The organism is Roseibium algae (genome assembly GCF_037783265.1).
GTDB lineage: Bacteria > Pseudomonadota > Alphaproteobacteria > Rhizobiales > Stappiaceae > Roseibium > Roseibium algae.
Genome location: NZ_JBAKIA010000004.1, coordinates 532,353 through 558,993, shown reverse-complemented (window position 1 = coordinate 558,993; position 26,641 = coordinate 532,353). Strand labels below are relative to the sequence as shown.

Below are 26,641 nucleotides of genomic sequence, written 5' to 3'. Positions count from 1 at the left end.
CGCAGGAACAAGCAACTGAATGGCTCTGGACTTACAACAACGAGCGACCCAACATGGGCATTGGCGGCATCACCCCCGCCATGAAACTCAAAATGGCCGCGTGAATTCTACCACTGAGCCCCACTAAAAATGGGGAGATTACCAGACCGACGCTGCCTTTTCGGCAATCCTAAAACAGGCTAATAATAAAATATCTATTTCTCAACATCACTTCTCATTCAAATTACAATAATTACCAATGAAAAACACCTTTGAATACCCCACATTCAGAACCTATTCATTAGAAAAGTAATTAGTTTTCAAATTTTATATATTCCCCAGATTTTTCATCTGTTAATAGGAATGAAATAACTATTTTACCCTAGGTTAATTCATCAATCTTCTCGAATTAAATGATGATAACTCAAGGGAAACAGCGTGGAGCAATCGCAGGAAAATATGCGAAATGAGTGTTTCAGTGCACTCAGCCTTCGGATAAGAAAATTCCGTTATCTGCCGATTGCATTTCTGTCTGTCATCATGATGCTTGCTTGCATTTTGATGTTCTCACTCTTCATTGATCAGACGATGTCGGATTACATGCGCGAGCATGAAGAAGAAATGGCACTCCAGGAAGCAAAGGTCGTTGCGCGTTTTGTCTCATTGCTGCCTGGAGACTTCAGCCCTCCTCCGCAACAGATCGGCGTAAAATCCGAGCGTTTCGCTGCGCTCCATAGAGAAATCGGACTGATGGCCGCAACGATCGGTGCCCGTATCACCATCATCGCCAGAAATGGGCTGGTGCTCGGGGACACGGATATGTCCTACGGTCAATTGTTACACGCAGCAAATCACGCAAAACGCCCTGAAGTTATTCAGGCCTTGGAACATGGGTTTGGTTTATCCGAGCGGCGCAGCGCGACCCTCGATATCAACTTTCTTTATTCTGCGGTCCCCCTGGAACGAAATGGCATCCAGATGATCGCAAGGGTCGCTCTTCCCCTGAAGCATTTTTATCAACAGCAAAACAACCTCAGGGAGATACTCGTCATCGGCGCTGCGTTTGGAATGCTGTTTATCATCGCGATTACATTCTGGCTCGGCCGCGCGCTTGCAAAGTCCATCCAGTCACGAGAAGAACGCCTGGATTCACAAGTGCGCGAGCGCACATCAACGCTGAGCGCCCTGCAGGAACTCGGATCCCTGCTGGCCATCTGTAACAATCTGCCTGAAGCTGGTGAGATCCTTGAGAGCCACTTGCCCCAGCTCCTACCAGGTGTCAGTGGCGCTCTGGCTCTGATGAACAACTCCCGCAATCTTCTGGTTGTCAGCCATGAATGGGGCGGGACATGGAAGAAAGGCGAATTCAAGTCTCCAGACAGCTGCTGGTCCTTACGCAAGAACATCGTTCACCACTCGCGCAAGAACGAGCTGATCTGCAAGCACCTGAAGGACAAAGGCAAGATCAATGCAGTCTGTATTCCACTGATGGCGCAAGGCGAAGTAGTTGGCGTCATCCACCTCAAAGAAACACCCAAGAGACCATTCACGGACATGGAACTGGACATCGCCAAATCAATAGGAAAGGAAACTGCCATTGCCGTTTCCAACCTGAAACTAAGAGAAACCCTAGAACAACAAGCTTTACTTGACCCACTCACGCGCCTTTACAATCGGCGTTATCTCGAAGAGCGGTTTGACAGTTTCATTGCCAGCGCCGACCGAGAGGAAATGCCTTTCTGGCTGCTCATGATCGATGTCGATCATTTCAAGAAATACAACGATCAATTCGGTCATGATGCTGGTGACTTTGTTCTGACACAGCTTGCCAAGCTGTTTCACCAACATACGTCCGCAACCCATACCGCCTGCCGGCTCGGCGGAGAAGAGTTCGCTATCCTGATGTCTGGCATTCCCCATGAAGAGGCGATGGCGTTTTCGGAAGCACTTCGTCTGAGCGTTGAAAACCTGCCCTTCATGTTCGAAGGTCGTCCCCTGGGAGAAGTCACCATATCAGCTGGACTTGCATCTTACCCTCAAGACGGAGACCGCCTGTCGAGCCTGCTGAAGACCGGTGACGAGCGCCTTTATGTCGCCAAACACCGCGGACGCAACCAGATTTGCGACGCAGCGCTGGTTGAAATGAACAGAAAGAAGGATGCCACCGACTAGAGCCCTTCGCTAAGGTGAGGGCTATAAGCGATAATGGCCATCGTGCTTGTTAAAACGCCCGAGCCAGCGATATAGCTACGCCGGTTGGGTCTGTGCCAGACAACCCGTTTTCGGATGGTGTCAAGCCTTGGGCGTTTTCCATCACCGCGGCATCATGAACATGCAAGGCATAGCCAGTCAAACGCGCCATGTTGGCGGGCGCAGGCTTCAGGTTTGGTCCTGCCCAAATATTCATGGCAAGCCGATGTGTGTAGGCAGCCCCCGCTCCCATGTCGGCAAACCCCCAATTGTGCAGCATCAGGTTGCGAGCGAATCCGATCCCCTCGTACCAAGCTGCAGCAGCCTCCAGCTGAGCGACCTTGAAATGCATATGCGCGAGAAAAGCGCCATTAGAAAGCGGCGTTTCAAGGTCTGCCCTCTTGGCATGGGACAGCTCTGCATCGACATCCAGAGGCGCGCGGCCGCTGTGTTGTTGCCCATTTGCATCGTAGAGGACCAGACCTTTGGACATATCGCCAAACCGGCCAAACCGTTCTGGTGTTTCAAGCGCGATCTCGATTTCAAGGCCATCTGGATCTGCAAGATAGATTGCTTTTGACATGAGGTGATCTGTCGGCGAGACACGCACACGCTTCGTAATCAAGCGGGCCAAAAGACGTGAAAACTCCGCCTGATCCGGGACACCGATAGCGACATGATACATTCCCAGATGCCGGGGGCTGACCGGAACCTTTGCGCCGGACCGGAACACAAAAAGCGTCTTACTCTGCGTTCCCAGTGCTGCCATCTGGCTATCTTGTTCTCGCAGCTGAAGTCCAAGGGCTGTTGTCCAGAAGGCAACCGCGCGGTGCAGGTCTGTAACCTGGAACTCAACAACACCCCAGGACAGGCGCTCAGAGTGGCCCATTTCAGCGGTCTTTTCAGCAAGTGTCAGAGCATCAGTTTGCATCTTGAAGTCCCCTCTCGGGCGCCCCGGCATAATCCCGGGGCGCTTGTGTTGCATGTCCTGATTAATCGCGCGGAGCGATGGGAGCTTTGCTGGAACGGCCCCAAATGATGAGGACAGCTAGCGCAACATAGATCAGATTAAACGGCAGAGCCGCGAACTCTCCACGAAACAGGTGAAAAGGGATCGCCAGTGCCTGTATGGCGAGCAGACCAACAGCTGCATAGACGGTAAGCTTTGGCATGATGCGGGTTGCAGCAGGCAGGATCAGACCGATCACGCCGGCAAGTTCGGCAAATCCGATAAAGCGAACGAGCCAGAGGGGCGCGCCTTCAGCCCAGACAGCGCCCATAGAGGCGAGGTCTGCAGGGGACATCAGAATATGCATGTAAACGGCCATACCATAAAGCGCTGCCAGCGCAACTTGGGCCACCCAAAGACCGATGTTCCAGCCTTTGCTCACGGATGGTGCCTGTGTTTCGGTTGCCATTGTCATTATCGTCTCCATTCAAAGTGCCCATGTCGCGTGACATGCTGCGGTTGATCCATGAAGCAATATCTATTAGTTTCCCCTGACCGGATCATCTTCGGTTTTATTGACACTTCATCTCCTGAGAGTGAATGATCATGGACACTCTTCTCAGCCTCCGAGTTTTTGCAGCAGTCGCCGAACACAAGAGTTTTGCTGCCGTAGCTAATCGCTTTGACCTTTCGCCTGCCATGACCAGTAAGCATGTGCAGCATGTCGAGGCACGGGTCGGTGCACGACTACTGAACCGTAACAGCCGCAATGTCAGCCTGACGGAAGCTGGCACGCACTATCTTGCGACAGTGCGGCCACTTCTGGAGGGATTGGTTGAGGCTGAGGCGCAGCTGACAGAGACGGCAATGACGCCTCACGGCACGTTGAAGGTCAGCATGCCTGTGTGGATGGCCAACCCTGCTTTCGCCCGCATCATTACGGCCTATCATGCGGAAAACCCAAACTTGATATTGGATTTGGACCTGAGTGGTCGAAAGATCAATCTGGTCGAGGAAGGGATCGATCTGGCTTTGCGCGTGGCAACCACGCTTGATGACAGCCTGATTGCACGGAAATTGACACAAGTGGACTTTCCACTGTTGGCCTCACCTCAGTTTCTGGACCGGATTGGCCGGCCAAACAAGATTGATGATCTGACTGGTGCGCCTTTCCTGATCTACACCCAGATGGGAACGAGCGGTCGCATCCGCTTCGGTGACGGCGCGGACGCATGGGACATCCGGTTTGCACCAGTGCTTCAAAGTGGCAACGAAACCCTGATCCACCTGGCTGCACGCGAAGGCATGGGGTACGCGTTCCTGCCACATTGGCTTGTGACTGAGGATTTGGCCAATGGGCTTCTAGAGCCTGTACTGCCAGAAACAGTCTGGCCAAAGGTACCTCTCTACGCGATCTATCCTGACCGCAGCTATCTCCCCACCAAAGTCCGAAGCTTCCTGGACTTTCTGGCGGGACCGAGTGGTCTCGAACCAAGCTCTGATTCAAGTGAATAAAACGGAATGTCACCTGCGATCAACGGGCAAACAAAGTTGATCGTGCCATTAAATTTTGCCTGCTAAATTCAAGCATGCATGGCGCCGAAAAATTGCACCGAAGCCTTTCCCTAGCCGAACTCGCCTGATGCAAAATCGAGGAAGAAAACCAGCCGTGAGGGCATGTGCCTGTCACGGTGATAAAGCAATGACATTGGCTGCTCAGGCAGTGTCCACTCAGGCAGAAGTTGAACAAGCTCGCCCGAGGACACATCCTTTTCGACGAGAACCTTTGGAAGCATTGCAATCCCAATGCCCGCTCGCGTCGCCATGCGGACCGCCTGCCCTGCATTGACCGTCACTGCAACATCAGGGGACCAGACATGCTTTTCAGGACCTTTCTGCAGTCGCCATGGCTTACCAGCCGTGCGGGAAAAAAGTACAGCTTTGTGTCCATCAAGGTCGTGCGGATGCTGAGGGATCCCAAATTCGGCAAGATAGGACGGCGCTGCGCAAATCATCATCTGATAAGGAGCCAACCTCCTTTTGATCAAGGTGCTGTCATCCAGCGGACCGATCCGAAACGCGACATCCACGCTTTCGGGGATCAGTTCAAGATTCTGGTCCGACAAGATGACTTCAACTTCCACGTCGGGGGCCAGCGCTCTGAAGCGCGGCAAAGCAGGCATCAAGGCCTCGGATCCGAAACTCATGGGGGCTGTGATCCGCAACTTTCCTTGCGGATGCACTTGCTGTTCCGAAGCCAGCCCGTCAGACATCGAGACAAGCTCCAGAATATCGAGGCACTGTTTAAAATAACTCTCACCGAAGGTTGTCAGGCTTTGATGCCGCGTGGAACGATTCAAGAGCCGTGTCTGCAGCCGATCTTCTAGTGCAGCGATCCGTTGACCAACCAATGCCCCTGTCACATTCAGGCGCCGCGCGGCGGCATTCATGGAGCCAGACTGCACAACCTCAGCGAACGTGCTCATCGCAACATAGAGATCCATTCAAAAGCATTCCTTGGATATGGAGAAAGTACTTCAATTATTATCCTATTCTAGCTTTACAAATAAAGTTCGGCCATCTCAAGACAAGAAGGCCGATCATGATGAAATCCAGATTTGACAATCAAACCATCCTTGTAACAGGTGCAGGAACAGGCATGGGCCGCGCAGTCTGCCTGCACTTGGCCGAAAAAGGCGCTCGCCTCGCTCTTTGGGGAAGACGTACTGAGCCTTTAGCTGAACTATCTGATGAGATTTCAGCACGCGGCGGATCTGCATTCCAGCAAGTCTGCGATATTTCCGATCCCTTGCAAATCACCAAGTGCCTAGATGACCTGATCACCCATTTTGGACAGCTCAACGGCGTATTTGCCAATGCCGGTCATCTGGGTGAGTTCAAACCCCTGAGCGACACCACAGCTGAAGACTTTACAGCCCTTGTTGCCATCAACCTTATCGGCACCCAGCAAACGATCGCCCAAAGCCTGAAGCGCATGGAGGCAGGGTCTGTCGTGATCAATGCATCCTGGACAGCCAGTGCCGTGATGCCCGGATCCGGCGCATATGCTGCGACCAAGGCTGGTCTGATCGCCATGATGGGAATTTGGGCCACAGAAGAAGGCCCGCGAGGTGTCAGGGTCAATGCAATCAGCCCAGGTATTATCCTGACGCCAATGGCAGAGGAAGTCCTCGACCCCGAGATTGCCAGGCGTCTTTCTGACCACACGCCACTTAGGCGCAATGGTCAACCTGATGATGTATCGGGCACAGTCGCATGGCTCCTGTCCGAAGATGCGGCTTTTGTGACCGGACAGGACATTACCGTGGATGGAGGCTTCACTCTTGGAGGGGCACTGCGATGACCAGACCGCAAAAACAATCGGGCCGCGCACTAGCCGAGCACCTCAACCCGGGTGTCCATGAGGCATTGACGTTGCGATACGGCCATATTCTGCCCGGAATGGCCGAGACGATCTCGGATGTCGCCTACGGCGAGTTCTACGGACGACCAGGCCTTGATCTCAAAACCCGCTACGTTGCGACGATTGCCGCGCTGACAGCCCAGGGCGGCCAAACCCGTCCACAGCTCAAGATCAACATTGCAGCAGGTCGAAAGGCCGGACTCAGTCAGATAGAGGTCGCAGAGGTCATTTGGCAAATGGCGCTCTACGGCGGGATGCCAGCAGCCATCAATGCCCTGAACGCAGCCCTGGAGGTCTTTGAGGAGGAAGACGCCAAATAAACGGACTTCAGCGACAAAGCGATAGCCGCACTCAAGCTCTGTCTTGCGACCAGCCACAATCAGGGCGATAAATGATGCCATGACAATACAGACACAATCGGGCTTCAATCCCCTCTCCGACGATTTCGCGCAGGATCCCTATACGGCCTATGCGTTCCTGCGCGAAAAGCCAGGTCTGGCCTATTTCGAGGACTTTGATATTTGGCTGGCGGCCCGATTTGAGGATGTGTCCCAGATTGTCATGGATCAGAACATGGTGCGATCAATGGCCGACATTGCCAGTTCGGATGAGATCGCAGAGCAAAAACGTGCAGCAAACTGGCACGACATGCCCCATCACGCCCGTTTTGTTCAGTTCTCCCTGCTCGACAGCGACGGCCCCGTGCACGACCGGCTGCGCAAACAGGTGTTCAAGTTGTTCACGCCCAAGCTGGTCAACACCCTGCGCACCGAGATTCAAACTTACGTGGATGGTCTGATCGACAGCCTTGCTGAGCGAAACGAAATCGACTTTGTCGAGGATCTTGCCGCCCATGTGCCGGGCCACATCATCGGTAGACTTCTGGGCGTTCCAGACGAGGACTGTCCGCAACTTCGCATCTGGTCGGAGAACATCGTTCAGTTCTTCGATATTGACCGCTCTGATGCTCGCAAAGAATTGGCGGAACGCAACACAACCGAATTTTATCATTACCTGCAGCAACTCAAGGCAGAGCGCGAGAAGGCTCCACAAGATGACCTGCTGACAGCCATGATCGCTGCTGAAAGATCTGGTTTGATGTCAGGGGACGAGCTTTTCTCGACTGCCATGTTGATCCTGATGGCTGGACATGGCTCCACCATCGACGTGCTGGGCAGCGGTCTCCATGCGCTGATCCGCTTTCCGGAAGAGATGCGGCAGCTGCGCGAGGACAACAGCCTGATGAAGACCGCAGTGCAGGAAATGTTCCGGTTTGAGAGCCCCCTGCCCTTTTTCCATCGCTACTGTACACAAGACGTAGAGGTTGCCGGTCAACGTTTTTCGGCAGGCACAAAGTTCGGCGTGCTTTACGGCTCTGCCAACAGGGATGGCTCGCAATTTCCTGAGCCGGACCGTTTCGATGTCAGCCGCAGTCCCAATTGGCACATTGCCTTTGGGCGCGGAGCGCATTTTTGTCTAGGCAATCATCTGGCGCGACTCGACATGGATATCATTTTTTCAAGTTTGTTGAGGCGCTTCAGGTCGATAGAGCTCATTGACCAGAAGCCGGAATACAAGTCCGGCTTGTCCGTTCGCGGACCAAAAGCGTTGAAAATTGCCTGGCAAACTAAATGAATACCGATACAGGCCTCTCATGTTCTACAAGTATCAGTGCAGCGACCTTCGAACCAAGGAACTCTCTATGCGCCATCTGCCCCTGACATGCCTTCTGATGATCGGCACAGCCTTTTCGGCACCCATGCCCGCTCTGGCTACGGGAGACGCAAGCCTTGGGCCCCGGCCGCTCTATCTGGTCGACCAGATGAACGAGGGACCGCTGAAAGAAAAATTGAAAGCCTGCGCTTCCAACCCGGCGGAGCAGAGCCTCTTTTCCATCGGCCATCGCGGCGCAGCCCTGCAATTTCCTGAACATTCTGTCGAAGGCTACCGGGCCGCAGCCCATATGGGTGCGGGCATCATCGAATGTGATGTGACCTTCACCAAGGACAAGGAACTGGTCTGCCGCCATGCGCAGAACGACCTTCATACATCAACCAACATTCTGACCACAGAGCTTGCTGCCAAATGCACGCAAGGTTTCGTTCCTGCTGCAGATGGCACAGATGCCAGGGCAGAATGTCGGACCAGCGACCTGACCCTTGCCGAATTCAAGACCCTCAAAGGCAAGATGGATGGCAGCAACAAAAAAGCGGAAACCATCCAAGATTATATGGCTGCCACTTCAGGCTGGCGCACAGATCTCTATGCCCAGACCGGCACGTTGATGACCCATGCTGAGTCAATTGAACTGATTAAGTCGCTTGGCGGCAAGTTCACGCCTGAGCTGAAAGCGCCGAAAGTGGACATGCCTTTCGACGGTTACAGCCGCGAAGATTATGCCCAGGCGATGATCGACGACTACAAAGCAGCAGGCATTCCACCTGAAGACGTCTGGGCACAGTCGTTTGATCTGCAGGACATTCGCTACTGGATCAAAAATGAACCGGAGTTCGGCAAACAGGCGGTTTACCTCGACGGTCGTTACAGCAAAGGCGGAATTGACCCGAACGACCCGGCCACCTTCAAACCTTCCATGGAAGAGCTAAAGGACATGGGGCTTAACTTCATCGCTCCACCTCTCTGGATGCTGCTGACTCTTGATGATTCTGGAAACATGGAGCCATCCGCCTATGCTCTTGCGGCCAAGGCTGCGAACCTCAATATGATCACATGGACACTTGAGCGCTCCGGCCCGCTGGCATCCGGCGGCGGCTGGTATTTCCAGTCCGTCAAAGATGCGATTGCCGGGGAAGATGGAGGCGATGGCAAGCTCTATGAGGTTCTCAACGTTCTTGCAGAAGATGTTGGTGTTGTAGGCGTTTTCTCCGACTGGCCTGCGACTGTGACCTATTACGCTAACTGCATGGGCAAATAGGCATCTACAAGCCAGAACCAAAAAAACCCGGATCATTGTCCGGGCTTTTTTATGACTTGCCAAATATCGTGACGTTGGTCATCGCGCCTGATCCAGAACGCGTTTGCATTCAAGCAGCTCAAAAAGCGTGGACTGCAAGCGGCGTACATCGTCTCGCGAAAGGGAGAGTGTCTGATCTGGCCCTGCTTCAACATCTTTGTCAGAACGGAAACGATCCATGAAGCGCAGGGATACAGATGATTTTTCTGCCGTCTTGCGCGCATCGGTTTCCGGCAGTACGTCGCGTGGAGCAATCTCTTCTTCGACGGATGAAAGCCCAACAGGTCCACTCGGCTCCGCCTTGGCATCATGAGCTCCGTGGTCGACGTCTTTATCTTGCGCAGCCGATTTTTGAGCCACGGGTACGGGCAAGGCGCCCTCACGCCAAACCTGCATTACAAAGCGTTGGCCCTGTTCCTTCAGGATACGCTGAACACCCTTGATGGTGTAGCCCTCTCCATACAGCAGATGACGAATGCCGCGCAAAAGTTCAACGTCATCAGGGCGATAGTAACGCCGACCACCACCGCGCTTCAGCGGCTTGATTTGGGTAAAGCGTGTTTCCCAAAAACGCAGGACATGCTGTGGAAGATCAAGATCATCCGCGACTTCACTGATGGTCCGGAACGCATCCGGGCTTTTGTCCTGAAGAGTCATGACCTGGAAAACTTGTTCATCTGGAAAACCATAAAAGGCCAGCAAACTGGCCTAATCACTGTTCGGAACTGCCGCCCCATCAAGACATCGGCGTCATGGAATAAATTGGCCGATCAAGCCATCTGGCCGGTCAATGCATCATTGATACGTTGCTTCAGCACATTGCTGGGCTTGAAAACCATCACCCGGCGCGGAGAAATCGGAACTTCTTCGCCAGTCTTGGGATTACGACCAATACGTTCCCCCTTGGACCGGACCACAAACGACCCGAAAGAAGATAGTTTGACCGACTCTCCGGTCAGCAGGCACTCTGATATTTCCGAAAGGACTCGTTCGACCAATTCAGACGATTCTGTCCTCGACAGACCGACCTTTTGATAAACCGCCTCACACAAATCGGCGCGCGTGATAGTTTTGCTGCCCATGTCAACTCCCCGACAAAACCAGCGATCTGGCTGATTTCACTATAGAACTCACCGTACACAGCTAGGCTATTGCCTCTAGCCATACTGGTCAACAGCAAGACTGCAGTTCAGTAAAATTAACCCTTCGTTCTTTTGTCTTAGTATTTGGGATTTTACCAACGCAAAATAGCAGAGCCCCATGTAAATCCGCCGCCCATCGCTTCAAGCAAAACAACATCGCCTTGTTTTACACGACCGTCACGTGCAGCTGTATCCAGCGCAAGTGGAATCGAGGCTGCAGACGTGTTGCCGTGCAGCTGAACCGTCGTCACGACCTTGGCCGGATCTATTTTCAGCTTTTTGGCGCTGGCATCAATGATGCGTTTGTTTGCCTGGTGAGGAATGAACCAATCCAGATCCTCGGACGCTAAGCCGGTGGCGCTGTAAGCATCCTCGATGACATCGGTGATCATACCCACGGCATGTTTGAACACCTCACGTCCTTCCATCCGAAGATGGCCGGTCGTCTGGGTAGAGGATGGACCACCATCGACGAATAACTTTTCCTTGTGCACACCGTCCGAGCGCAGATGGGAGGTGAGAATGCCGCGATCAGCAACAGTCCCCTCGCCTTCGTGCGCTTCCAGGACAACAGCGCCAGCGCCATCGCCGAACAGGACACAGGTGGTCCGGTCTTCCCAGTCAAGAATGCGGGAAAATGTCTCGGCACCGATCACCAAGGCCCGCTTGGCCATACCCGAGCGCAAATAGGCATCTGCTGTCGTCAAGGCAAAAACAAAGCCGGAGCACACAGCTTGTACATCAAAGGCAAAGCCATGATGAATGCCCAAGGCGTTCTGCACTGTGACGGCACTGGCCGGAAAGGTGTTGTCTGGTGTTGCTGTCGCCAGAATAATCAGATCGATATCCTGCGCATCAACGCCCGAACTTTCCAAGGCAGCCTTGGCCGCATGAACCGCCAGATCGGAGGTGTATTCACCATCTGCTGCAATATGGCGCTGCTGAATCCCCGTACGCTGAACGATCCATTCGTCCGAGGTATCAACCTTCTCTGCAAGTTCTTCATTGGTGAGGCACTTGGCTGGCAGATAGCTGCCGGTTCCTAGAATGATCGAACGTATCACGCTCACAAGTCACCTTCCGAAGTAGACGCGGCATCGTCGAAGCGACCGCGATGATAATGGACAAGATCGTTCGAAATCTTGTCGCTCAGAGAGTTGCGAACCATGTCATAGGCCAGATCGATGGCAGCAGCATAACCCTCTGCATCTGTTCCGCCATGGCTCTTGATAACAAGGCCGTTCAACCCGAGGAATACGCCGCCGTTTGCCTTGTTCGGATCCATTTTTTCCCGCAGCAAGTCAAAGGCACCTTTGGCAAAAAAGTAGCCGATTTTGGACATCAACGTCCGGCTCATGGCTGCACGAAGATAGCCACTGATCTGCCGGGCGGTTCCTTCCGCTGCCTTAAGCGCAATGTTTCCAGCGAAGCCTTCGGTCACCACCACATCAACAGTCCCCTTGCCGATGTCAGTGCCCTCGACATAGCCCGCATAAGACAAGGAGCGGAATGGCGTTTCGCGCAGCAAGCGACCAGCCGTACGAACTTCCTCGAGACCTTTCACTTCTTCAACGCCGATGTTCAGCAAACCAACTGTCGGCTTTTCAATGCCAAACAAGGCCCGTGCCATGGCGCCGCCGAGTATAGCAAAATCAATCAGCTGCTGTGCGTCAGCACCAATGGTTGCCCCAACATCCAGCACAACAGACTCACCCCGGGTCGTGGGCCAGATCGCCGCGATGGCTGGCCGCTCGATGTTCGCCATTGTGCGCAGGCAGAATTTTGACATCGCCATGAGGGCACCGGTGTTCCCGGCGGACACAGCCACTGCTGCATCGCCCGTCTTCACGGCTTCAATCGCCCGCCACATGCTTGAGCGCCAGCGCCCCTGGCGCAACGCTTGGCTTGGCTTGGCATCCATTGCGACTGATACATCGCAATGGTGAAACGTTGAGGCATCCCGCACGCTTGGATATTTTTCCAGAAGCGGCAGAACAACTTTTTCGTTGCCATAAAGCAGGAAACGGATATCGGGATGACGGACGAGCGAAATTTCAGCGCCTGGAAGAACGACTTCCGCACCGTTATCACCGCCCATTACATCAAGAGAGATTACAATTGTTTTCGCCATAGCCGGTCTTTTGAAGTGCTTTCCTTGGTCAGCCGAGGCGTTTGGGAACCGCTGCGAAGACCCTTGCCTCACCGCATCAGCTTGGCTCCTAAACGTTGGAGAACATAACTGTTTCCAGCGTTGAAACAACCATTTTCAATTCATAATCCTGAGGTTTTAGCCTTCAGGGTCGTTCTTGAGCTTTGCCAAAGCGGCAAAGGCCGAGGGTGCAGGTTCGCTTTCCACCGCCTCTTCGATCACAACTTCTGTAAACTCTGCGCCAGGCTTGCGCGGGAAAGCATCGATATTGAGCGCCAACTGCTCACACAGAACAGCCCCGAGATCAAGAACTCCATCCACCATCACGTCGGGTGGATCAAGCGTTTCCAGATCAATTTCGATTTCTCCGTCATCATTTATGTCACGGGCGCGGCGCGGACGGCTGGAGACCGGCTCAAACGTCCGATCAACATCATCCACCATATCCTGTACGAAAGGCTCCAGCGTGACAATGCAGGTGCGATGCAATTTGCAGGTCACCTTACCGGTCACGCGAATGCCAGCCTTATGCCACGGTTTAAGGACCAGGTTCGCGGTCAGCTCTTCCACAGCATCAACCTCATAAACCTTGGCGATATCTTGGCATTCAGCCTCATTGGGTGCCAAAACGACAGGACGTTCCTCGTTGCCGAGTCGATCTCCTGCGACCTTGTACGAATAAGGGATGGATTCAATTACCATTTTCGTCTTCCTTTCCGACGAACTGGACGAGATCGGGAAACACCATTTCTGCGGCGATTATTTTCTCCACCAACTGCGCTTCCAATGCCTCTGCCGCAGCGATCATATAGCGCGCCAGGGCTTTTTCTTCGGTCGGCTCTTCGGTCTGTGCATAAACATTTCGCTTCAAGGCGATTGCTAACTCTCCAACATCCTTGCCATCGATGTGGGGCATATAGGCATCGGCACGGCCATAAAAAGCCTCGCCCATGGCTTTGATCTTCTTGGGAACGCGCGTATCGCTCACGCCCAATTCGCGCAAGGTTGCGTCCATATCATGGAAAAACAGATCGAACACATCCTGGGAAAACCTTGAAATCTCGGCTCCCTCCCCGCGCAAACGGCGAAACAGCAACACAGCGTGAAGCACGATCATATCGAAACGACTGTCGATCGTGTCCGGCACTTTGAAAGCCGTGTAGAAGGCGGTTTGCCGCGCTTGAGCCACGATCTGACTATATACTTTGAGCTCTGAGTCGCGTGTTTTGCGACGAAAAAGGCCGAAGAGCATGGTATTCTCCATGAGAACTGGTGTTGCCATGTGCCCTATCGCACGATAGGGACTTTGCCAAGGAACGATTGTTGACACTGGCCGCCTATATAAAGACGGCCCTACAGGAAGACCCGCATGAATATCAAGGCGCATGCCGTCCTCGTCCCGCTTCTTCTTGCCCTGCCACTGGGCGGATGCTTCACGCAGACCTATACCCACGGCCATGTTGTCACCAACGACATGCTGTCCCAGGTTCAGGTCGGCTCCAGCAAGGAGCAGGTCGAACTGGTGCTGGGCTCTCCGTCAACAACATCAAGCCTGAACGGCGATGCCTACTATTATATTTCGCAGGAAACCGAAACCACAGCCTTCCTGGCACCGGATATCGTCGGGCAAAGGGTTGTGGCCGTCTATTTCGACACTGACGGCTATGTGAAAGATATTGGGAACTACGGCATGGAGGATGGCAAGGTCGTCGACTTCATCACCCGCAAGACTCTGACTGGCGGTTCGGATTACGGCTTCCTAACGCAAATCCTGCGCGGGGCAGCAAGCCCGAGCATCGGTCTTTAGAGAGCCTGTCCCAGGTCGGAAGAAATGCAAAAGCCCCGGCGATCCGCCGGGGCTTTCTTTTTGTGCACAGCTCTGCACTTGCCTTCAGGAAGCGTGAGCCAGAACCGCAAGCAGCAGAAGCGCCACGATATTGGTAATCTTGATCATTGGGTTCACAGCAGGTCCGGCAGTGTCCTTGTAAGGATCGCCGACCGTGTCCCCAGTCACAGAGGCTTTATGCGCCTCTGAGCCCTTTAGATGGGTCACGCCGTCCTTATCGATGAAGCCATCTTCAAAGGATTTCTTGGCGTTGTCCCATGCTCCGCCGCCTGCTGTCATGGACAAGGCCACAAAGAGACCCGTAACAATCACGCCGAGTAGCATTGCACCAACCGCAGCAAATGCCTCGGAAGGCGTAGCAACAGCCCGCACCGCGAAGAACACCACAATCGGAGACAGAACAGGCAGCAGCGAAGGAACGATCATTTCCTTGATCGCAGCTCTGGTCAGCATGTCCACCGCACGGCCATAGTCCGGCTTTTCAGTGCCCTGCATGATGCCGGGCTTTTCCTTGAACTGACGCCGAACTTCCTCGACCACAGAACCCGCAGCCCGGCCAACCGCCGTCATACAAATCCCGCTGAACAGATACGGTAAGAGCCCACCGAACAGCAGTCCCGCCACCACGTATGGATTTGACAGACTGAACAACGTGTCTACGTTAACGCCCTCAAAGATGGACCCCGGCTGCGCCGTTGAGGCGAAGTACCTCAGATCCTCTGTATAGGCCCCGAAGAGCACCAGAGCGCCGAGACCGGCAGAACCAATCGCATAGCCTTTGGTCACTGCCTTCGTGGTGTTGCCAACCGCATCCAGAGCATCCGTTGTTGCGCGGACTTCTGCTGGAAGGTCCGCCATTTCAGCAATACCTCCTGCATTATCCGTCACAGGCCCAAAAGCATCCAGCGCAACGACCATGCCCGCGAGAGCCAGCATGGTGGTGACGGCGATGGCAATGCCGAACAGACCAGCCAGAGAATGCGCCACCAGAATGCCGACGATGATAATAATCGCTGGCAGTGCCGTTGCCTCAAGGGAGATGGCCAGGCCCTGGATCACATTGGTGCCATGACCGGTGACAGACGCCTGGGCTATGGAGCGCACCGGACGATACTGGGTTCCGGTGTAGTATTCCGTGACCCAGATGATCAGACCGGTGACGATCAAGCCGACAATGCCGCAATAGAACAGATCCATCGCGGTGAAGGTCACGCCCCTGACCGTCGTGTAGACCGTTCCGGCCCCAAGCCAGCCGAATGTGATCAGCAAGAGACCCACTGCTGACAGCACCGCCGTGGCGATGAAGCCCTTGTAGAGTGCGCCCATGATCGAGTTGTTGCTGCCAAGTTTGACGAAGAAAGTGCCGATGATCGAGGTCACCACACACACAGCCCCGATTACCATCGGAAGAAGCATCAATTGATCCGCCACAGCGCCGGTGAAGAAGATCGACGCCAGAACCATGGTTGCCACCAGGGTGACGGCGTAGGTCTCGAACAGATCGGCTGCCATACCGGCACAATCACCAACGTTGTCGCCCACATTGTCCGCGATGGTCGCCGGATTGCGGGGATCATCTTCCGGAATACCGGCCTCAACCTTACCGACAAGATCACCGCCAACATCAGCGCCCTTGGTGAAAATGCCGCCGCCCAGACGGGCGAAGATAGAGATCAGCGATGCGCCGAACCCAAGCGAGACGAGCGCATCAATCACCACACGATCAGTGACTGCATGGCCCATCGGACCGGTCAGGATCGCGAAATAGACAGCAACACCGAGCAGCGCGAGGCCTGCAACCAACAGCCCCGTAACTGCGCCGGACTTGAACGCAATTTCCAGCCCTGCACCCAGGCTCTGGCTGGCAGCCTGAGCGGTTCTAACGTTCGCCCGTACCGAGACCATCATTCCGATGAACCCGGCCAGACCGGATAAGACAGCCCCGATCAGAAAGCCGATGGCTGCAGTGCCTGACAGCAACACCCAAGCCAAAACAAAAACGACCGCCCCGACAATGGCGATCGTTGTGTATTGGCGGGTCAGATAGGCCGTTGCCCCCTCTTGAATGGCTCCGGCAATTTCACGCATGCGCTCCGATCCGGCATCGGCGGCCATGACCGACTGGATGGCCCAGCCTCCGTAGGCCAACGACAGCAGCCCACAAAAAATAATGACGACTAACTCGCTCATAGTTCCTCCCAGAAATTTTACGAGTCAGCAGTGTCTTAGCGTTTTTACATCTGATTTTTCTTTTGACCTGACTCGCCCTCGACGACACCGGTCGCCCGATGCGTCAACACGTCACACGATAGCAGCACTCAGGCAAGTCTCGTCAAGTCACCCAAACGAATAACTTAAAAATTCCCTAAAGGCATTTTCAGTTGCGCCGCAATATCAGATAAAACTTAACTTGCACCGCAGCAGCAAGGCAAAACTCAGACCGGGAGGTTTCTTCTTTCATGGGTAAGAAGCCAGCCAAGCAAAACCATGCAGAGCACAACGAACGGGAACACCATCCAGTTGATGGTCGCCCAGCCGAACACATCCAGAAGTTGGCCGGAGGAAAAAGATGCAAAGGCGACAACGCCAAAGACAAAGAAGTCATTGGTCGCCTGCACCATATTTCGTTCCTCGGGCCGATAGGTTTCGGTCAACATCGCCGTTGCCCCAATGAAGCCGAAATTCCAGCCCAGCCCCAAAAGAACCAACGCAATCCAGAAATGAGCCAGATCAAGTCCCATCAGCGCCACGATGGAACAGCCCGCAAGCAGCGCTAGTCCAATCGCCACAATCCGTTCCTTGCCGAAGCGGGCAATCAGGCTGCCAGTGAAGAAGCTTGGGCCGAACATGGCCAGCACGTGCCACTGAATGCCGAGTGCGGCATCTGTTTCCGACAGGCCGCAGGCAATCATCGCCAGAGGCGTTGCCGTCATCACAAGGCTCATCAGCGCATAGGTCGTCACGGCACAGGCTGCCGACACGATAAACCGGGGCTGCCTCAGAATTTCCCGCAAGGGACGGCCGCCAGTGGGCGCACCCCGCACATATGCAGGCTTCGGAATTTTCAGAAATGCGACGAACATGAGCGCGACCAGCGCGAGGCCAGCCTGCGCCACATAGGTCCCGGCAAAAAGGATAGGATCGAAGGCGTCCTTGGTCCATATCACAGTCTGCGGCCCGACAATCCCAGCCAGAACCCCGCCAGCCATTACCCATGAGATTGCCTTGGGCTTAAAAGCATCGCTGGCCGTGTCTGCGGCGGCAAAACGGTACTGCTGTGCAAAGGCGTTGGCAAAGCCGGTCAGCGCCGCGCCGATGGAAAAGAGCAGAAAATCCTCGATGAAAATGGCAAAGGCGGCCAGCAAACCGGCCAGTACTGCCACGAGGCATGCCCCCATGAAGCCCACCCTTCGCCCGAAGCGTCGCATGATCATGCCCGCAGGCAATGTTCCGATGGCCGTCCCCAGCACCATGGCCGACACAGGCACGGTTGCCCACGACTTGCTCTCGTCCAGCAGCATATAGCCAACCAGCGACCCGGAGATGATCACAATGGAAGCTGAGGCAGCACCCACGGCCTGTGCCATGGCAAGTAAAAGCGCATTTCGTTTCGCCAGACGGTCATCAATGGCGGGGGCAGGATTTGCAAAGGACATGGGACTTCCGGACGCGTGATCAGGCAGAATGGAGGACCGCGCGGCGGAATCGGGGCGCGGAAGGAAAGATGGGCGGATGCTACACCAGCTTTGGGCAAGAGGCAGCAATTGATTGTGGGACGGGGATGGGTTGTTTACAGATCCCGCGACATTGCCTACCAACACCTCACGGAATGGATCCTCGGGCTTAACCCATAGCCCTCCTCAAGATGAGGTGGAGGTTGGGTTTAATCAAAGATGTTTAAGCTTGAAACTCAACTCTGATGCCGCTCTACATGCTTAGTTTCCTCTCCTCACACTGCCGGTCATCCCCGACTTGATCGGGGATCCATTGGTGCCTGAACCGTTTGGGAACGGCCACTGCGGTCGCGGCATCTCTTTGGCCTAATCGCAATTGCCTGCCGGTTGGTTTGGTGGATTGGATCCCCGATCAAGTCGGGGATGACCGGCTATAGGGGAGAAGCCGTTCGTGCCTTGGTGGTACACAGCTTCCCGCAAGGCCTCAAAAGTGACGAAAGCCGGGGAATTGATTGAGGGCGATGGGACCGGTTGGGCCTTGGAGGTGGACAGTGGGGAGCTGGACGGCGGCCTGACGGTCTGCGCCCTTTTCGCCCTTGATCGCCTGCACCGTGCCGATGCGGGTGACCGGACAGCCAATGGCCTTGGCGGCGACCTCAAAGGCCTGTGCCTTGTCGGCCGGAACAGTTGCTAGGATTTCATAATCGTCGCCGCCGTTCAGGCAAGCGTGGAAGATGGCCTCATCGGCCTTGGACAGTGCACGCAAGGCCGACGATAATGGGATAGCTGCCAGATCCAGCAAGAGGTCAATGCCAGAGGCTTTGGCAAGATGGCCAGCATCGGCAAGCAGACCATCGGAGATATCCATGGACGCGCTGGCGAAGTCCCGAATGGTTCCGGCGAGTTTCACCTTCGGTTGAGGTAACAGATAGCGATCAAGGATGTGGCGGTGCTGGCTGTCAGACAAGCCCATACGCTTGGCAAAACCATGATCCAGCCGCGCTTTCAGACCAGCAGCGGCGTCCCCAATAGTTCCTGTGACATAAAGAACATCGCCTGCCCTGGCACCATTGCGACGCACAGTTTTGCCGGTCGGCACTTCGCCAACGGCCGTTACCGAAATCTGCAGGCCATGGCCGGAACGAATGGTATCGCCCCCCACCAGTACCACGTTAAAGGCCGATTGATCGCCTGACAGGCCACTGCAAAAACGCTCCAGCCAGTCTTCACTCCAGTCGTCCGGCAGGCCCAGCCCGAGAAGATAGGCTGTCGGGACTGCGCCTTTGGCCGCAAGGTCTGACAGATTTACTCGCAAGGCCTTGGCCGCAATCGCCTCGGGCGGATCGTCGGCAAAGAAATGCACGTCTGCTGCCAGCATATCCTTGGTCAGGACGAGCTCATGTCCGTCATGAGGCGTATAGACAGTGGCATCATCGGTCAGTCCAAGACTGCCCGGATCGCTGGCCAGCGGCGCGAAAAAGCGCTTGATCAGCTCAAATTCATGCGGGCGATCACCCTTAGGGTGTTCACCAGTCATGGTCATGCCTTTGCAGTGCCGACCTCGTCGGCTTCCACCTGAACTTCAGTGGTCGCCGAACCTTCATCCTTCGAAACGTCTGGTGCCGCGAACTCGCTATCGCGCAGGTCCTTGGCCAGACGGTCCAGAACACCATTGACGAGTCCTGGCTCATCATCCTGGAAGAATGCCTTTGCCACGTCGATGTATTCGGAAATGATCACCCGGGCCGGCACGTCCTTGCGGCGCAGAAGTTCAAAGCCGCCGGAGCGCAAGATGGCCCGCAAAAGGCTGTCGATCCGCTTCAGCGGCCAGCCATCGGTCAGAGCTGTGTGAATGAACGGATCCAGAAACTTCTGATCGGCATAAACGCCCTTGACGATATCCGAGAACCACTGAGCGTCAGCATCCAGATACTGCTCGCCATCCAGCTCCTGGCCGAGGCGAAACGCAGTAAACTCATTCACCACATCGCTGAGCGGCGTGCCGCCGACATCCATCTGATACAGCGCCTGAACAGCGGCCAACCTGGCCACTCCGCGCTTGTTGGCAGGGCGAGGTCCAGTTGCTTTCGGTTTCGATTGATCGACCTTGTCGGTCATATTCTTATACTCCAAGCCGCTCGCGCAGGGCGATCATGGCAAGAGCTGCCTCCGCCGCCGAGCCGCCTTTGTTTTTCTCACTGACCTTGGCACGTGCCCAGGCCTGATCGGAATTCTCAACTGTCAGGATGCCGTTGCCGATGGCCAGATCCGCATCAACCATCAAATCCATGATGATCCGCGCCGATTCATTGGCGACGATATCATAATGGGAAGTCTCGCCGCGGATTACAGCGCCTAGAAGCACAAAGCCATCATATAGCACGCCCTCATTTTCCATCGCGGTCATGACCATTGAAAGCGCTGCTGGAATTTCAAGAACACCAGGAACTTCAATGCGTTCATAGCTGCCGCCTGCCCCTTCGATCGCCTGGATTGCTCCTTCCGCCAGAGCATCAGCAATATCTGCATAGAAACGGGCTTCGATGATCAGAATTTTCGGTGCTGAGCTCATGGGTCGGTCCATCTTTCTTGGGGGCCGCGACTAGAACCACGCCCATTCGGATTTGTCTAGCCTATTCCTGCAGCCCAACCTGCTGGGGTGGGGAGAAATGGAAAGTCTGGTAAATACGGCCAGCCGACGGCTGCCCCTAAAACACTTGGGCCATCTGTTACGCCTCGCGGCTGAATTCCGCAAGTCGCGCAGCGTATCTGGCCATCATGTCCACTTCGAGGTTAACAAGATCTGCCTCTTGTCGATCTGCCCAAGTTGTGACGGACATGGTGTGCGGGATCAGAAAAACGGAAAAAAGCAGCCCGTCTGCCTCATTTACCGTTAGGGATGTTCCATCGAGACAGACCGAGCCTTTCTTGGCGATAAATGGCGCGCTGGCTCTGGAGGCCTCAAACTGGAAATAGACGCTGTCGTCGTGATCAACCCGCTTGGTGATTTTCGCTGTGCCATCCACATGGCCGAGCACCAGATGCCCGCCCAGTTCAGTGCCCATGGCCAGCGACCGCTCCAGATTGAGCTTTTGGCCGGCGCGCCACTCAGAGGCTGTTGTCAGCGCTAGGGTTTCGGCGGCAGACTCCACTTCAAACCACGCATTTCCAGCATCGTCGCGCCCTTTCGCAGTAACTGTGTGGCACGGACCACCACAAGCAATCGAAGCGCCGATGTCGATGCTGTCCGGCTCATAAGTGGTGCGAATGCGTGTCCTGATCCCCGCAGGAATTTTATCGACGGAGAGTATTTCGCCAAGGTCAGTGACAATACCGGTGAACATCTCAGGCCTCACTTTGTCCGCAATAATTTTAGGTCAGGTAGGTTTCAAGCGCGCTTGCGCAAATAGACAAAGGCATCATCGCCCATATAGCCACTCTCAACCCGCTCATATCTGGGATTGTTCAGAACCTCTTCAAGTCTGACACCGTGCAAAGGGGGAATGCCCCCTTCCCCGACTTCCATTGCACCGGTGACAACGCACAGGTCATCAACGCAGTCTGCCGCAACAAAGGCACTGGCAATTCGCGAACCGCCTTCTACCATCAGCCGGGTGATGCCTCGCGATCCAAGAGCTCGCAGAGTAACAGCAGGCGCAATACGGCCTTTTTCCAGCGGCACTCGAATGATCAGAACGCCCGCCCCCGCCAAAGCCTTGATCCGGTCCGGATCAGCATCATTCCCAGCCAGCAGCCACACAGGCCATTCCGCTGCCGTTTGAACCAGCTTTGATGTGAGTGGCAATTTGGCCGCTGCATCCAGCACCACACGAACCGGAGAACGGTCCGCCATTCCCGGTAAACGGCAAGTCAGCTGAGGATCATCCGCCAGCGCTGTTCCAATGCCAACAAGTATCGCATCATGACTGGCGCGGAACCCATGAACATGGCGCATGGACAGAGCTCCGGATATTTTCACCTGTCCTGCTCCGGAGCGGCCAATAAAACCGTCACGAGACACAGCAAGCTTCAAAAACACATGGGGACGCTGCTCGAGAATGCGCAGCGTAAAGCCATGATGGAGGTTCTGGCAGGCTTTTCCCTCAACACCGACAATCACTTCAATGCCAGCGTCTTCCAACATGCGAATGCCACGGCCCGCCACCCTTGGATTGGGGTCGCGCATCCCGATGACCACCTTTGCGATACCAGCGTTGATCAGTGCATTTGAACAAGGCGGCGTGCGGCCGAAGTGGGAGCAAGGCTCAAGTGTGACATAACAAGTCGCGCCCTTTGCAAGATCTCCTGCCTGGCGTAGAGCGTTGATCTCGGCGTGGGCTCCGCCCGGTGGTGAGGTCACACCTTGCCCGACCAGCACATCCCTTCCATCCGCATCCTTGCTGACAACCAGCGCCCCGACTGAAGGGTTGGGCCAGACGCGCCCAAGTCCGCGCTCAGCAATACACACGGCAGCAAGCATGAAACGGCTGTCGTTCCCGGAACTTGAGGTGATTGCACCAGAGGTCATTGGGTTTAGACGTCCCGGATTTTGGCAGGTGGAGATGAGTTCTGACGAAGGCGTTATGAAATGCTCAGTTTTCAGCCAAAGGCTGACCATCAGGACCGCTCAGTTCGTCGAGCAAGTCCTCGAAATCCTTGGCTTCTCGGAAATTTCTGTAAACGGATGCAAACCGCACATAAGCTACGTCATCAACGCCTTTCAGGCCTTCCATGACATGGTTTCCAATGGCCTCAGCGGTCACATCGCTATCACCGGAACTTTCCAGCTGACGCACAATACCGCTAACCATCCGCTCAATCCGCTCCGGTTCAACCGGGCGCTTGCGCACCGCTATCTGGACAGAGCGCATCAATTTTTCACGGTCAAACGGCACACGGCGCCCCGAACGCTTCATCACCATTAGCTCACGTAATTGCACGCGCTCAAAAGTGGTGAAGCGGCCAGCGCAGGTGTTGCACACTCTGCGCCGACGAATGGCGGTGTTGTCCTCGGTCGGACGAGAGTCCTTGACCTGGGTTTCTTCACCGCCGCAATAGGGACACCGCATGCTGTTCTCCGTAAAGCGGCTTGGATTAAGCCATGTAGATCGGGAAGCGCGCCGTGAGGGCCGCGACCTTGGCTTTCACTGCAGCTTCGACGGTAGCGTTGCCTTCATCGCTGTTGGCAGCTTTCAGACCGTCGAGCACTTCCGTGATCAGCAAACCGACTTCGCGGAATTCTGCAACGCCAAAGCCCCGTGTGGTTGCAGCCGGAGTACCAAGACGGATACCGGATGTGATCATCGGCTTCTGCGGATCGTTCGGCACACCATTCTTGTTGCAAGTAATAGCTGCGCGACCGAGGCTGTTTTCCGCATCACGGCCCGTCAGCATCTTGGGGCGCAGGTCAACCAACATCAAGTGCGTATCCGTTCCGCCAGAAACGATCTCAACGCCACCTTCGCGCAGCGTTTCCGCAAGCACCTGAGCGTTTTCGCGCACGGACTTAACATAAGACTTGAAGCTAGGCTGAAGCGCTTCGGCAAAGGCTACGGCCTTGGCTGCCACGACATGCATCAAAGGACCACCCTGAAGACCAGGAAAAACTGCCGAATTGATCTTCTTGGCAATGTCTTCACGGTTGGTCACGACCATGCCGCCACGTGGGCCGCGCAAAGTCTTATGCGTGGTCGTTGTCGCGACATCGGCATAAGGAAACGGGCTGGGATGCTCACCAGCCGCCACAAGACCTGCGAAATGAGCCATATCGACCATGAAGAACGCGCCGACTTCATCAGCTACAGCGCGAAACTTGGCGAAATCAATCTGGCGGGAGTATGCAGATCCGCCTGCAATGATCAACTTTGGCTTATGCTCGCGTGCAAGCTCGGCCATCGCATCATAGTCAATAAGACCGGTTTCCAGATCCAGACCATAAGGCACGGCGTTGAACCATTTACCGGACATGTTTGGCTTTGCGCCATGGGTCAAGTGACCGCCAGCGTCCAGGCTCATGCCAAGGATGGTATCGCCCGGCTTGATCAGTGCGAGAAAGACGGACTGGTTGGCCTGGCTACCGGAGCTCGGTTGAACATTGGCAAAGTCACAGCCAAACAGCTGCTTGGCGCGGTCAATCGCCAGTTCTTCTGCAATATCGACGAACTCACAGCCGCCATAATAGCGACGTCCAGGATAACCTTCGGCATATTTGTTGGTCAGCACCGAGCCCTGTGCGTCCAAAACAGCGCGGGACACGATGTTCTCCGATGCGATCAATTCGATCTCATTCTGCTGACGGCCGAGTTCCTTCTCGATCGCGCCAAAAAGCACCGGGTCGCTTTGGGAAAGCGGACGATTGAAAAAATCGGAAAAAGACGACTGGCTGGCTGCGGAATCCGTCAAAGACATCGCACCTTCCTTTTCAGCTGGAGCTATACACATCCGGGAATTCGCCCCCCGGCGAGCGGACCAGCGACGACCGATCACACTCTCTTGCGATGGGACGTACCATAGAGCTGAGAGCGATCCAAGAGCTACGCCGTCGCAGCCTCAGACAAATGCGACATGTTCTGAGTAACGCTAGGCGAAAGTCCCGCTCCCAGGCTCAGCCTGATTGCCTTCTTCGCGTTCTATGCGGCGCTGAAGTTTCTGGGCAGCCAGTTTTTTGAGAGAATCGGGTGGTGTCGAGGCAGGGCCAAAGATGACAACTTCAATACCGGTGTTGGCATGAATGGCCGTGACTTTCACCTGCCGCCCCACTGTATGAAACTCCAGATAAACATCACCTTCAATCTGGTTTCCGGGGCTCATCAATTCGACTCATAAACACGACTTAAATGGACTTGAACCGCCACAAAGCCATGACAAAGGCCATTTGGCAAGCCAGAGCGGGAAATCTGGCCTTTCTAAACCTCAAATGGGCCGCTTGAAGAGGCAGCCCGTTGAGAATTAACACGATGAAAGGCAGAATTACTGAAGGCGGGCCTGTGTCACAGCTTCTCCGGAATAAAGACCATCACGATTATAAATATCATCCCGGAACTGAATGATGCCGTCTTCATTTGACCAAGCGGTGATGTAGGTCAGATACAAAGGAATACTGCTCTTCAATTTCACATCTTCGCGTTCACCAACACGGATCACCTGATCGACACGAGAGCGGTTCCAGTCCGGCGTGGTCGATTCGAGGAGCCAAGTCACGAGTTCCTTGACGTTCTGCACACGCACGCAGCCAGAGGAATTGAACCTGTAGTCACTGCCAAACAGGCTCTTGGACGGCGTATCGTGCAAATAGACCTGGTGCTTGTTATGGAAATTGATCCGAACGCTGCCAAGTGAATTGATCTCGCCGGGCTCCTGGCGGAACTGGTACTTGGTCGCCTCTTCCGTATTCCAGTCGATCTCCTGCCAGGTAAGCTCATTGCCCTTCCAGTCGAAGATGCGGATTTTGTTTTTTGCCAGATACTGAGGATCCTGTTTCATCTTCGGGATCAAGTCCTTACGGATGATCGACACCGGAACAGTCCAGTATGGGTTGAAGTTCAGTTCATAAATCTTGCTGTTCAGGATTGGTGTCTGACGATCAATCTTGCCAACAACCGCAGTGTGGCGTGAGCGAACATGGCCATTTTCGACAGCTTCAATCTCCGCAGCTGGAATATTGACCATCACGTAGCGATCACCAAGGAAGCCGGACATGGAACGCAAGCGCACCAGATTGGTTTCAAGCTGCTGCAATCGTACCTGAGCTGGAACATTCAGGGTCGCGATTGTCGATTTTCCGAGCACTCCGTCCGGCGTCAGGCCGTGGCGCATCTGGAACCGGCGCAAACCGGCATCAACATAGGAATCAAAAGTATTGGAAAGGCCCGCAGTCTGCTCAAGATCGCCTGAGCCGATCAAACGCTTGCGCAACTCGACAACGCGGTTGTCTTTGGCGCCAATCCGTAACGCCTTTTTCCCGCCTGCGCTGACTTGACCCCACCCACCCATTTGAACGATGCGAGAATATTGGTCAATTGCAGCGGAGATATAATCAGCAGTCTTTGGCGACAGTGTCGGATTGGATGTTTCCATCGCCAAGAGCGATTCCATCGTGGCGTCGAAACGATCTTCCCACTCGACCCTCTGACTATGCTGACGTAGCGCCTCTAGCGGTGACTGAGATTCGGCCATGGCTTCGAACGCAAAACCCAACAACATCGTCGACAGGGTTGCCCCCCCCAATGCCAACTGCATTACTCTGCGCCCAGTTGTTATCGACCTAGCGGCAGTGTCACGAAAATGCATAGTTCGGGTTCGGCTAAAAACAGTC

Annotated in this window: 27 protein-coding genes; 7 read left to right on the top strand and 20 right to left on the bottom strand. The window is 54.8% G+C overall.

Translation table 11 applies throughout. The annotated features are described in order from the left end of the window. Nucleotides 1-519 precede the first annotated feature (519 nt). Entirely contained in the window at nucleotides 520-2,151 is a 1,632-nt protein-coding gene (locus V6575_RS08955) for a sensor domain-containing diguanylate cyclase (protein WP_340273930.1), read from the top strand. 49 nt (nucleotides 2,152-2,200) lie between these two features. On the opposite strand, the gene V6575_RS08950 is transcribed toward V6575_RS08955, so the two are convergent. Further along, entirely contained in the window at nucleotides 2,201-3,100 is a 900-nt protein-coding gene (locus V6575_RS08950; protein ID WP_340273929.1) for a VOC family protein, read from the bottom strand. A 61-nt stretch (nucleotides 3,101-3,161) separates the two neighbouring features. Next, nucleotides 3,162-3,593: a DoxX family protein gene (locus V6575_RS08945; RefSeq protein ID WP_340273928.1), complete on the bottom strand. Its 432-nt coding sequence runs from the start codon at nucleotides 3,591-3,593 to the stop codon at nucleotides 3,162-3,164. Between the two features lie 131 nt (nucleotides 3,594-3,724). Here V6575_RS08945 and V6575_RS08940 point away from each other — a divergent pair, with 131 nt between their 5' ends. Further along, the gene (locus V6575_RS08940) at nucleotides 3,725-4,633 is read left to right on the top strand and encodes a LysR family transcriptional regulator (protein ID WP_340273927.1); all 909 of its coding nucleotides are present in this window, start codon (nucleotides 3,725-3,727) and stop codon (nucleotides 4,631-4,633) included. Nucleotides 4,634-4,743: 110 nt separating this feature from the next. On the opposite strand, the gene V6575_RS08935 is transcribed toward V6575_RS08940, so the two are convergent. Then, complete coding sequence (locus V6575_RS08935; RefSeq protein WP_340273926.1) at nucleotides 4,744-5,622, bottom strand: LysR family transcriptional regulator; 879 nt, start codon at nucleotides 5,620-5,622, stop codon at nucleotides 4,744-4,746. Nucleotides 5,623-5,720: 98 nt separating this feature from the next. Here V6575_RS08935 and V6575_RS08930 point away from each other — a divergent pair, with 98 nt between their 5' ends. From V6575_RS08930 to V6575_RS08915, 4 genes are all read left to right on the top strand, one after another. Beyond that, nucleotides 5,721-6,482: an SDR family NAD(P)-dependent oxidoreductase gene (locus tag V6575_RS08930; protein WP_340273925.1), complete on the top strand. Its 762-nt coding sequence runs from the start codon at nucleotides 5,721-5,723 to the stop codon at nucleotides 6,480-6,482. Next, the gene (locus V6575_RS08925; RefSeq protein ID WP_340273924.1) at nucleotides 6,479-6,862 is read left to right on the top strand and encodes a carboxymuconolactone decarboxylase family protein; all 384 of its coding nucleotides are present in this window, start codon (nucleotides 6,479-6,481) and stop codon (nucleotides 6,860-6,862) included. The genes V6575_RS08930 and V6575_RS08925 overlap by 4 nt, the downstream gene beginning before the upstream one ends. Before the next feature lie 79 nt (nucleotides 6,863-6,941). Beyond that, entirely contained in the window at nucleotides 6,942-8,177 is a 1,236-nt protein-coding gene (locus V6575_RS08920; protein ID WP_340273923.1) for a cytochrome P450, read from the top strand. 67 nt (nucleotides 8,178-8,244) lie between these two features. Beyond that, nucleotides 8,245-9,477 carry a glycerophosphodiester phosphodiesterase family protein gene (locus V6575_RS08915; protein ID WP_340273922.1) on the top strand — a complete coding sequence of 411 codons (1,233 nt, stop codon included), beginning with the start codon at nucleotides 8,245-8,247 and terminating at the stop codon, nucleotides 9,475-9,477. Between the two features lie 78 nt (nucleotides 9,478-9,555). On the opposite strand, the gene V6575_RS08910 is transcribed toward V6575_RS08915, so the two are convergent. The 6 genes from V6575_RS08910 to V6575_RS08885 form a co-directional block, all read right to left on the bottom strand. After that, nucleotides 9,556-10,173, bottom strand: a complete 618-nt coding sequence (locus V6575_RS08910) for a MerR family transcriptional regulator (protein WP_340273921.1) — start codon at nucleotides 10,171-10,173, stop codon at nucleotides 9,556-9,558. A 113-nt stretch (nucleotides 10,174-10,286) separates the two neighbouring features. Then, nucleotides 10,287-10,598, bottom strand: a complete 312-nt coding sequence (locus V6575_RS08905; RefSeq protein ID WP_340273920.1) for an integration host factor subunit alpha — start codon at nucleotides 10,596-10,598, stop codon at nucleotides 10,287-10,289. 152 nt (nucleotides 10,599-10,750) lie between these two features. Next, a complete protein-coding gene (locus tag V6575_RS08900; RefSeq protein WP_340273919.1) occupies nucleotides 10,751-11,728 on the bottom strand; it encodes a beta-ketoacyl-ACP synthase III in 978 nt (325 codons plus the stop codon). Beyond that, nucleotides 11,725-12,789, bottom strand: coding sequence for a phosphate acyltransferase PlsX (plsX, locus tag V6575_RS08895; protein ID WP_340273918.1), 1,065 nt, complete (start codon nucleotides 12,787-12,789; stop codon nucleotides 11,725-11,727). The genes V6575_RS08900 and plsX overlap by 4 nt, the downstream gene beginning before the upstream one ends. A 156-nt stretch (nucleotides 12,790-12,945) precedes the next feature. After that, entirely contained in the window at nucleotides 12,946-13,509 is a 564-nt protein-coding gene (locus V6575_RS08890; protein WP_340273917.1) for a YceD family protein, read from the bottom strand. Further along, nucleotides 13,499-14,059 carry a ubiquinol-cytochrome C chaperone family protein gene (locus V6575_RS08885; protein ID WP_340273916.1) on the bottom strand — a complete coding sequence of 187 codons (561 nt, stop codon included), beginning with the start codon at nucleotides 14,057-14,059 and terminating at the stop codon, nucleotides 13,499-13,501. The genes V6575_RS08890 and V6575_RS08885 overlap by 11 nt, the downstream gene beginning before the upstream one ends. A 117-nt stretch (nucleotides 14,060-14,176) precedes the next feature. Between V6575_RS08885 and V6575_RS08880 the strand changes: the two genes are divergently transcribed. Continuing rightward, nucleotides 14,177-14,614 carry an outer membrane protein assembly factor BamE gene (locus V6575_RS08880; protein ID WP_340273915.1) on the top strand — a complete coding sequence of 146 codons (438 nt, stop codon included), beginning with the start codon at nucleotides 14,177-14,179 and terminating at the stop codon, nucleotides 14,612-14,614. Between the two features lie 84 nt (nucleotides 14,615-14,698). On the opposite strand, the gene V6575_RS08875 is transcribed toward V6575_RS08880, so the two are convergent. The 11 genes from V6575_RS08875 to V6575_RS08825 form a co-directional block, all read right to left on the bottom strand. Beyond that, entirely contained in the window at nucleotides 14,699-16,843 is a 2,145-nt protein-coding gene (locus V6575_RS08875) for a sodium-translocating pyrophosphatase (protein WP_340273914.1), read from the bottom strand. Nucleotides 16,844-17,088: 245 nt separating this feature from the next. Then, complete coding sequence (locus tag V6575_RS08870; protein WP_340273912.1) at nucleotides 17,089-18,309, bottom strand: MFS transporter; 1,221 nt, start codon at nucleotides 18,307-18,309, stop codon at nucleotides 17,089-17,091. Between the two features lie 502 nt (nucleotides 18,310-18,811). Continuing rightward, a complete protein-coding gene (gene thiL / locus V6575_RS08865) occupies nucleotides 18,812-19,864 on the bottom strand; it encodes a thiamine-phosphate kinase (protein ID WP_340273910.1) in 1,053 nt (350 codons plus the stop codon). Nucleotides 19,865-19,866: 2 nt separating this feature from the next. Then, entirely contained in the window at nucleotides 19,867-20,445 is a 579-nt protein-coding gene (nusB, locus tag V6575_RS08860; protein ID WP_340273909.1) for a transcription antitermination factor NusB, read from the bottom strand. Nucleotides 20,446-20,449: 4 nt separating this feature from the next. Beyond that, entirely contained in the window at nucleotides 20,450-20,899 is a 450-nt protein-coding gene (gene ribH / locus V6575_RS08855; RefSeq protein ID WP_340273908.1) for a 6,7-dimethyl-8-ribityllumazine synthase, read from the bottom strand. Nucleotides 20,900-21,056: 157 nt separating this feature from the next. Next, the gene (locus V6575_RS08850) at nucleotides 21,057-21,671 is read right to left on the bottom strand and encodes a riboflavin synthase (protein ID WP_340273907.1); all 615 of its coding nucleotides are present in this window, start codon (nucleotides 21,669-21,671) and stop codon (nucleotides 21,057-21,059) included. 44 nt (nucleotides 21,672-21,715) lie between these two features. After that, nucleotides 21,716-22,855 carry a bifunctional diaminohydroxyphosphoribosylaminopyrimidine deaminase/5-amino-6-(5-phosphoribosylamino)uracil reductase RibD gene (ribD, locus tag V6575_RS08845; RefSeq protein ID WP_340273906.1) on the bottom strand — a complete coding sequence of 380 codons (1,140 nt, stop codon included), beginning with the start codon at nucleotides 22,853-22,855 and terminating at the stop codon, nucleotides 21,716-21,718. Nucleotides 22,856-22,919: 64 nt separating this feature from the next. Then, entirely contained in the window at nucleotides 22,920-23,396 is a 477-nt protein-coding gene (gene nrdR / locus V6575_RS08840; protein WP_340273905.1) for a transcriptional regulator NrdR, read from the bottom strand. Nucleotides 23,397-23,421: 25 nt separating this feature from the next. Then, complete coding sequence (glyA, locus tag V6575_RS08835) at nucleotides 23,422-24,735, bottom strand: serine hydroxymethyltransferase (protein ID WP_340273904.1); 1,314 nt, start codon at nucleotides 24,733-24,735, stop codon at nucleotides 23,422-23,424. A gap of 171 nt (nucleotides 24,736-24,906) precedes the next feature. Next, nucleotides 24,907-25,137, bottom strand: coding sequence for a DUF6898 family protein (locus V6575_RS08830; RefSeq protein ID WP_340273902.1), 231 nt, complete (start codon nucleotides 25,135-25,137; stop codon nucleotides 24,907-24,909). 159 nt (nucleotides 25,138-25,296) lie between these two features. Further along, nucleotides 25,297-26,616: a L,D-transpeptidase family protein gene (locus tag V6575_RS08825; protein ID WP_422785548.1), complete on the bottom strand. Its 1,320-nt coding sequence runs from the start codon at nucleotides 26,614-26,616 to the stop codon at nucleotides 25,297-25,299. Between the last annotated feature and the right edge of the window lie 25 nt (nucleotides 26,617-26,641).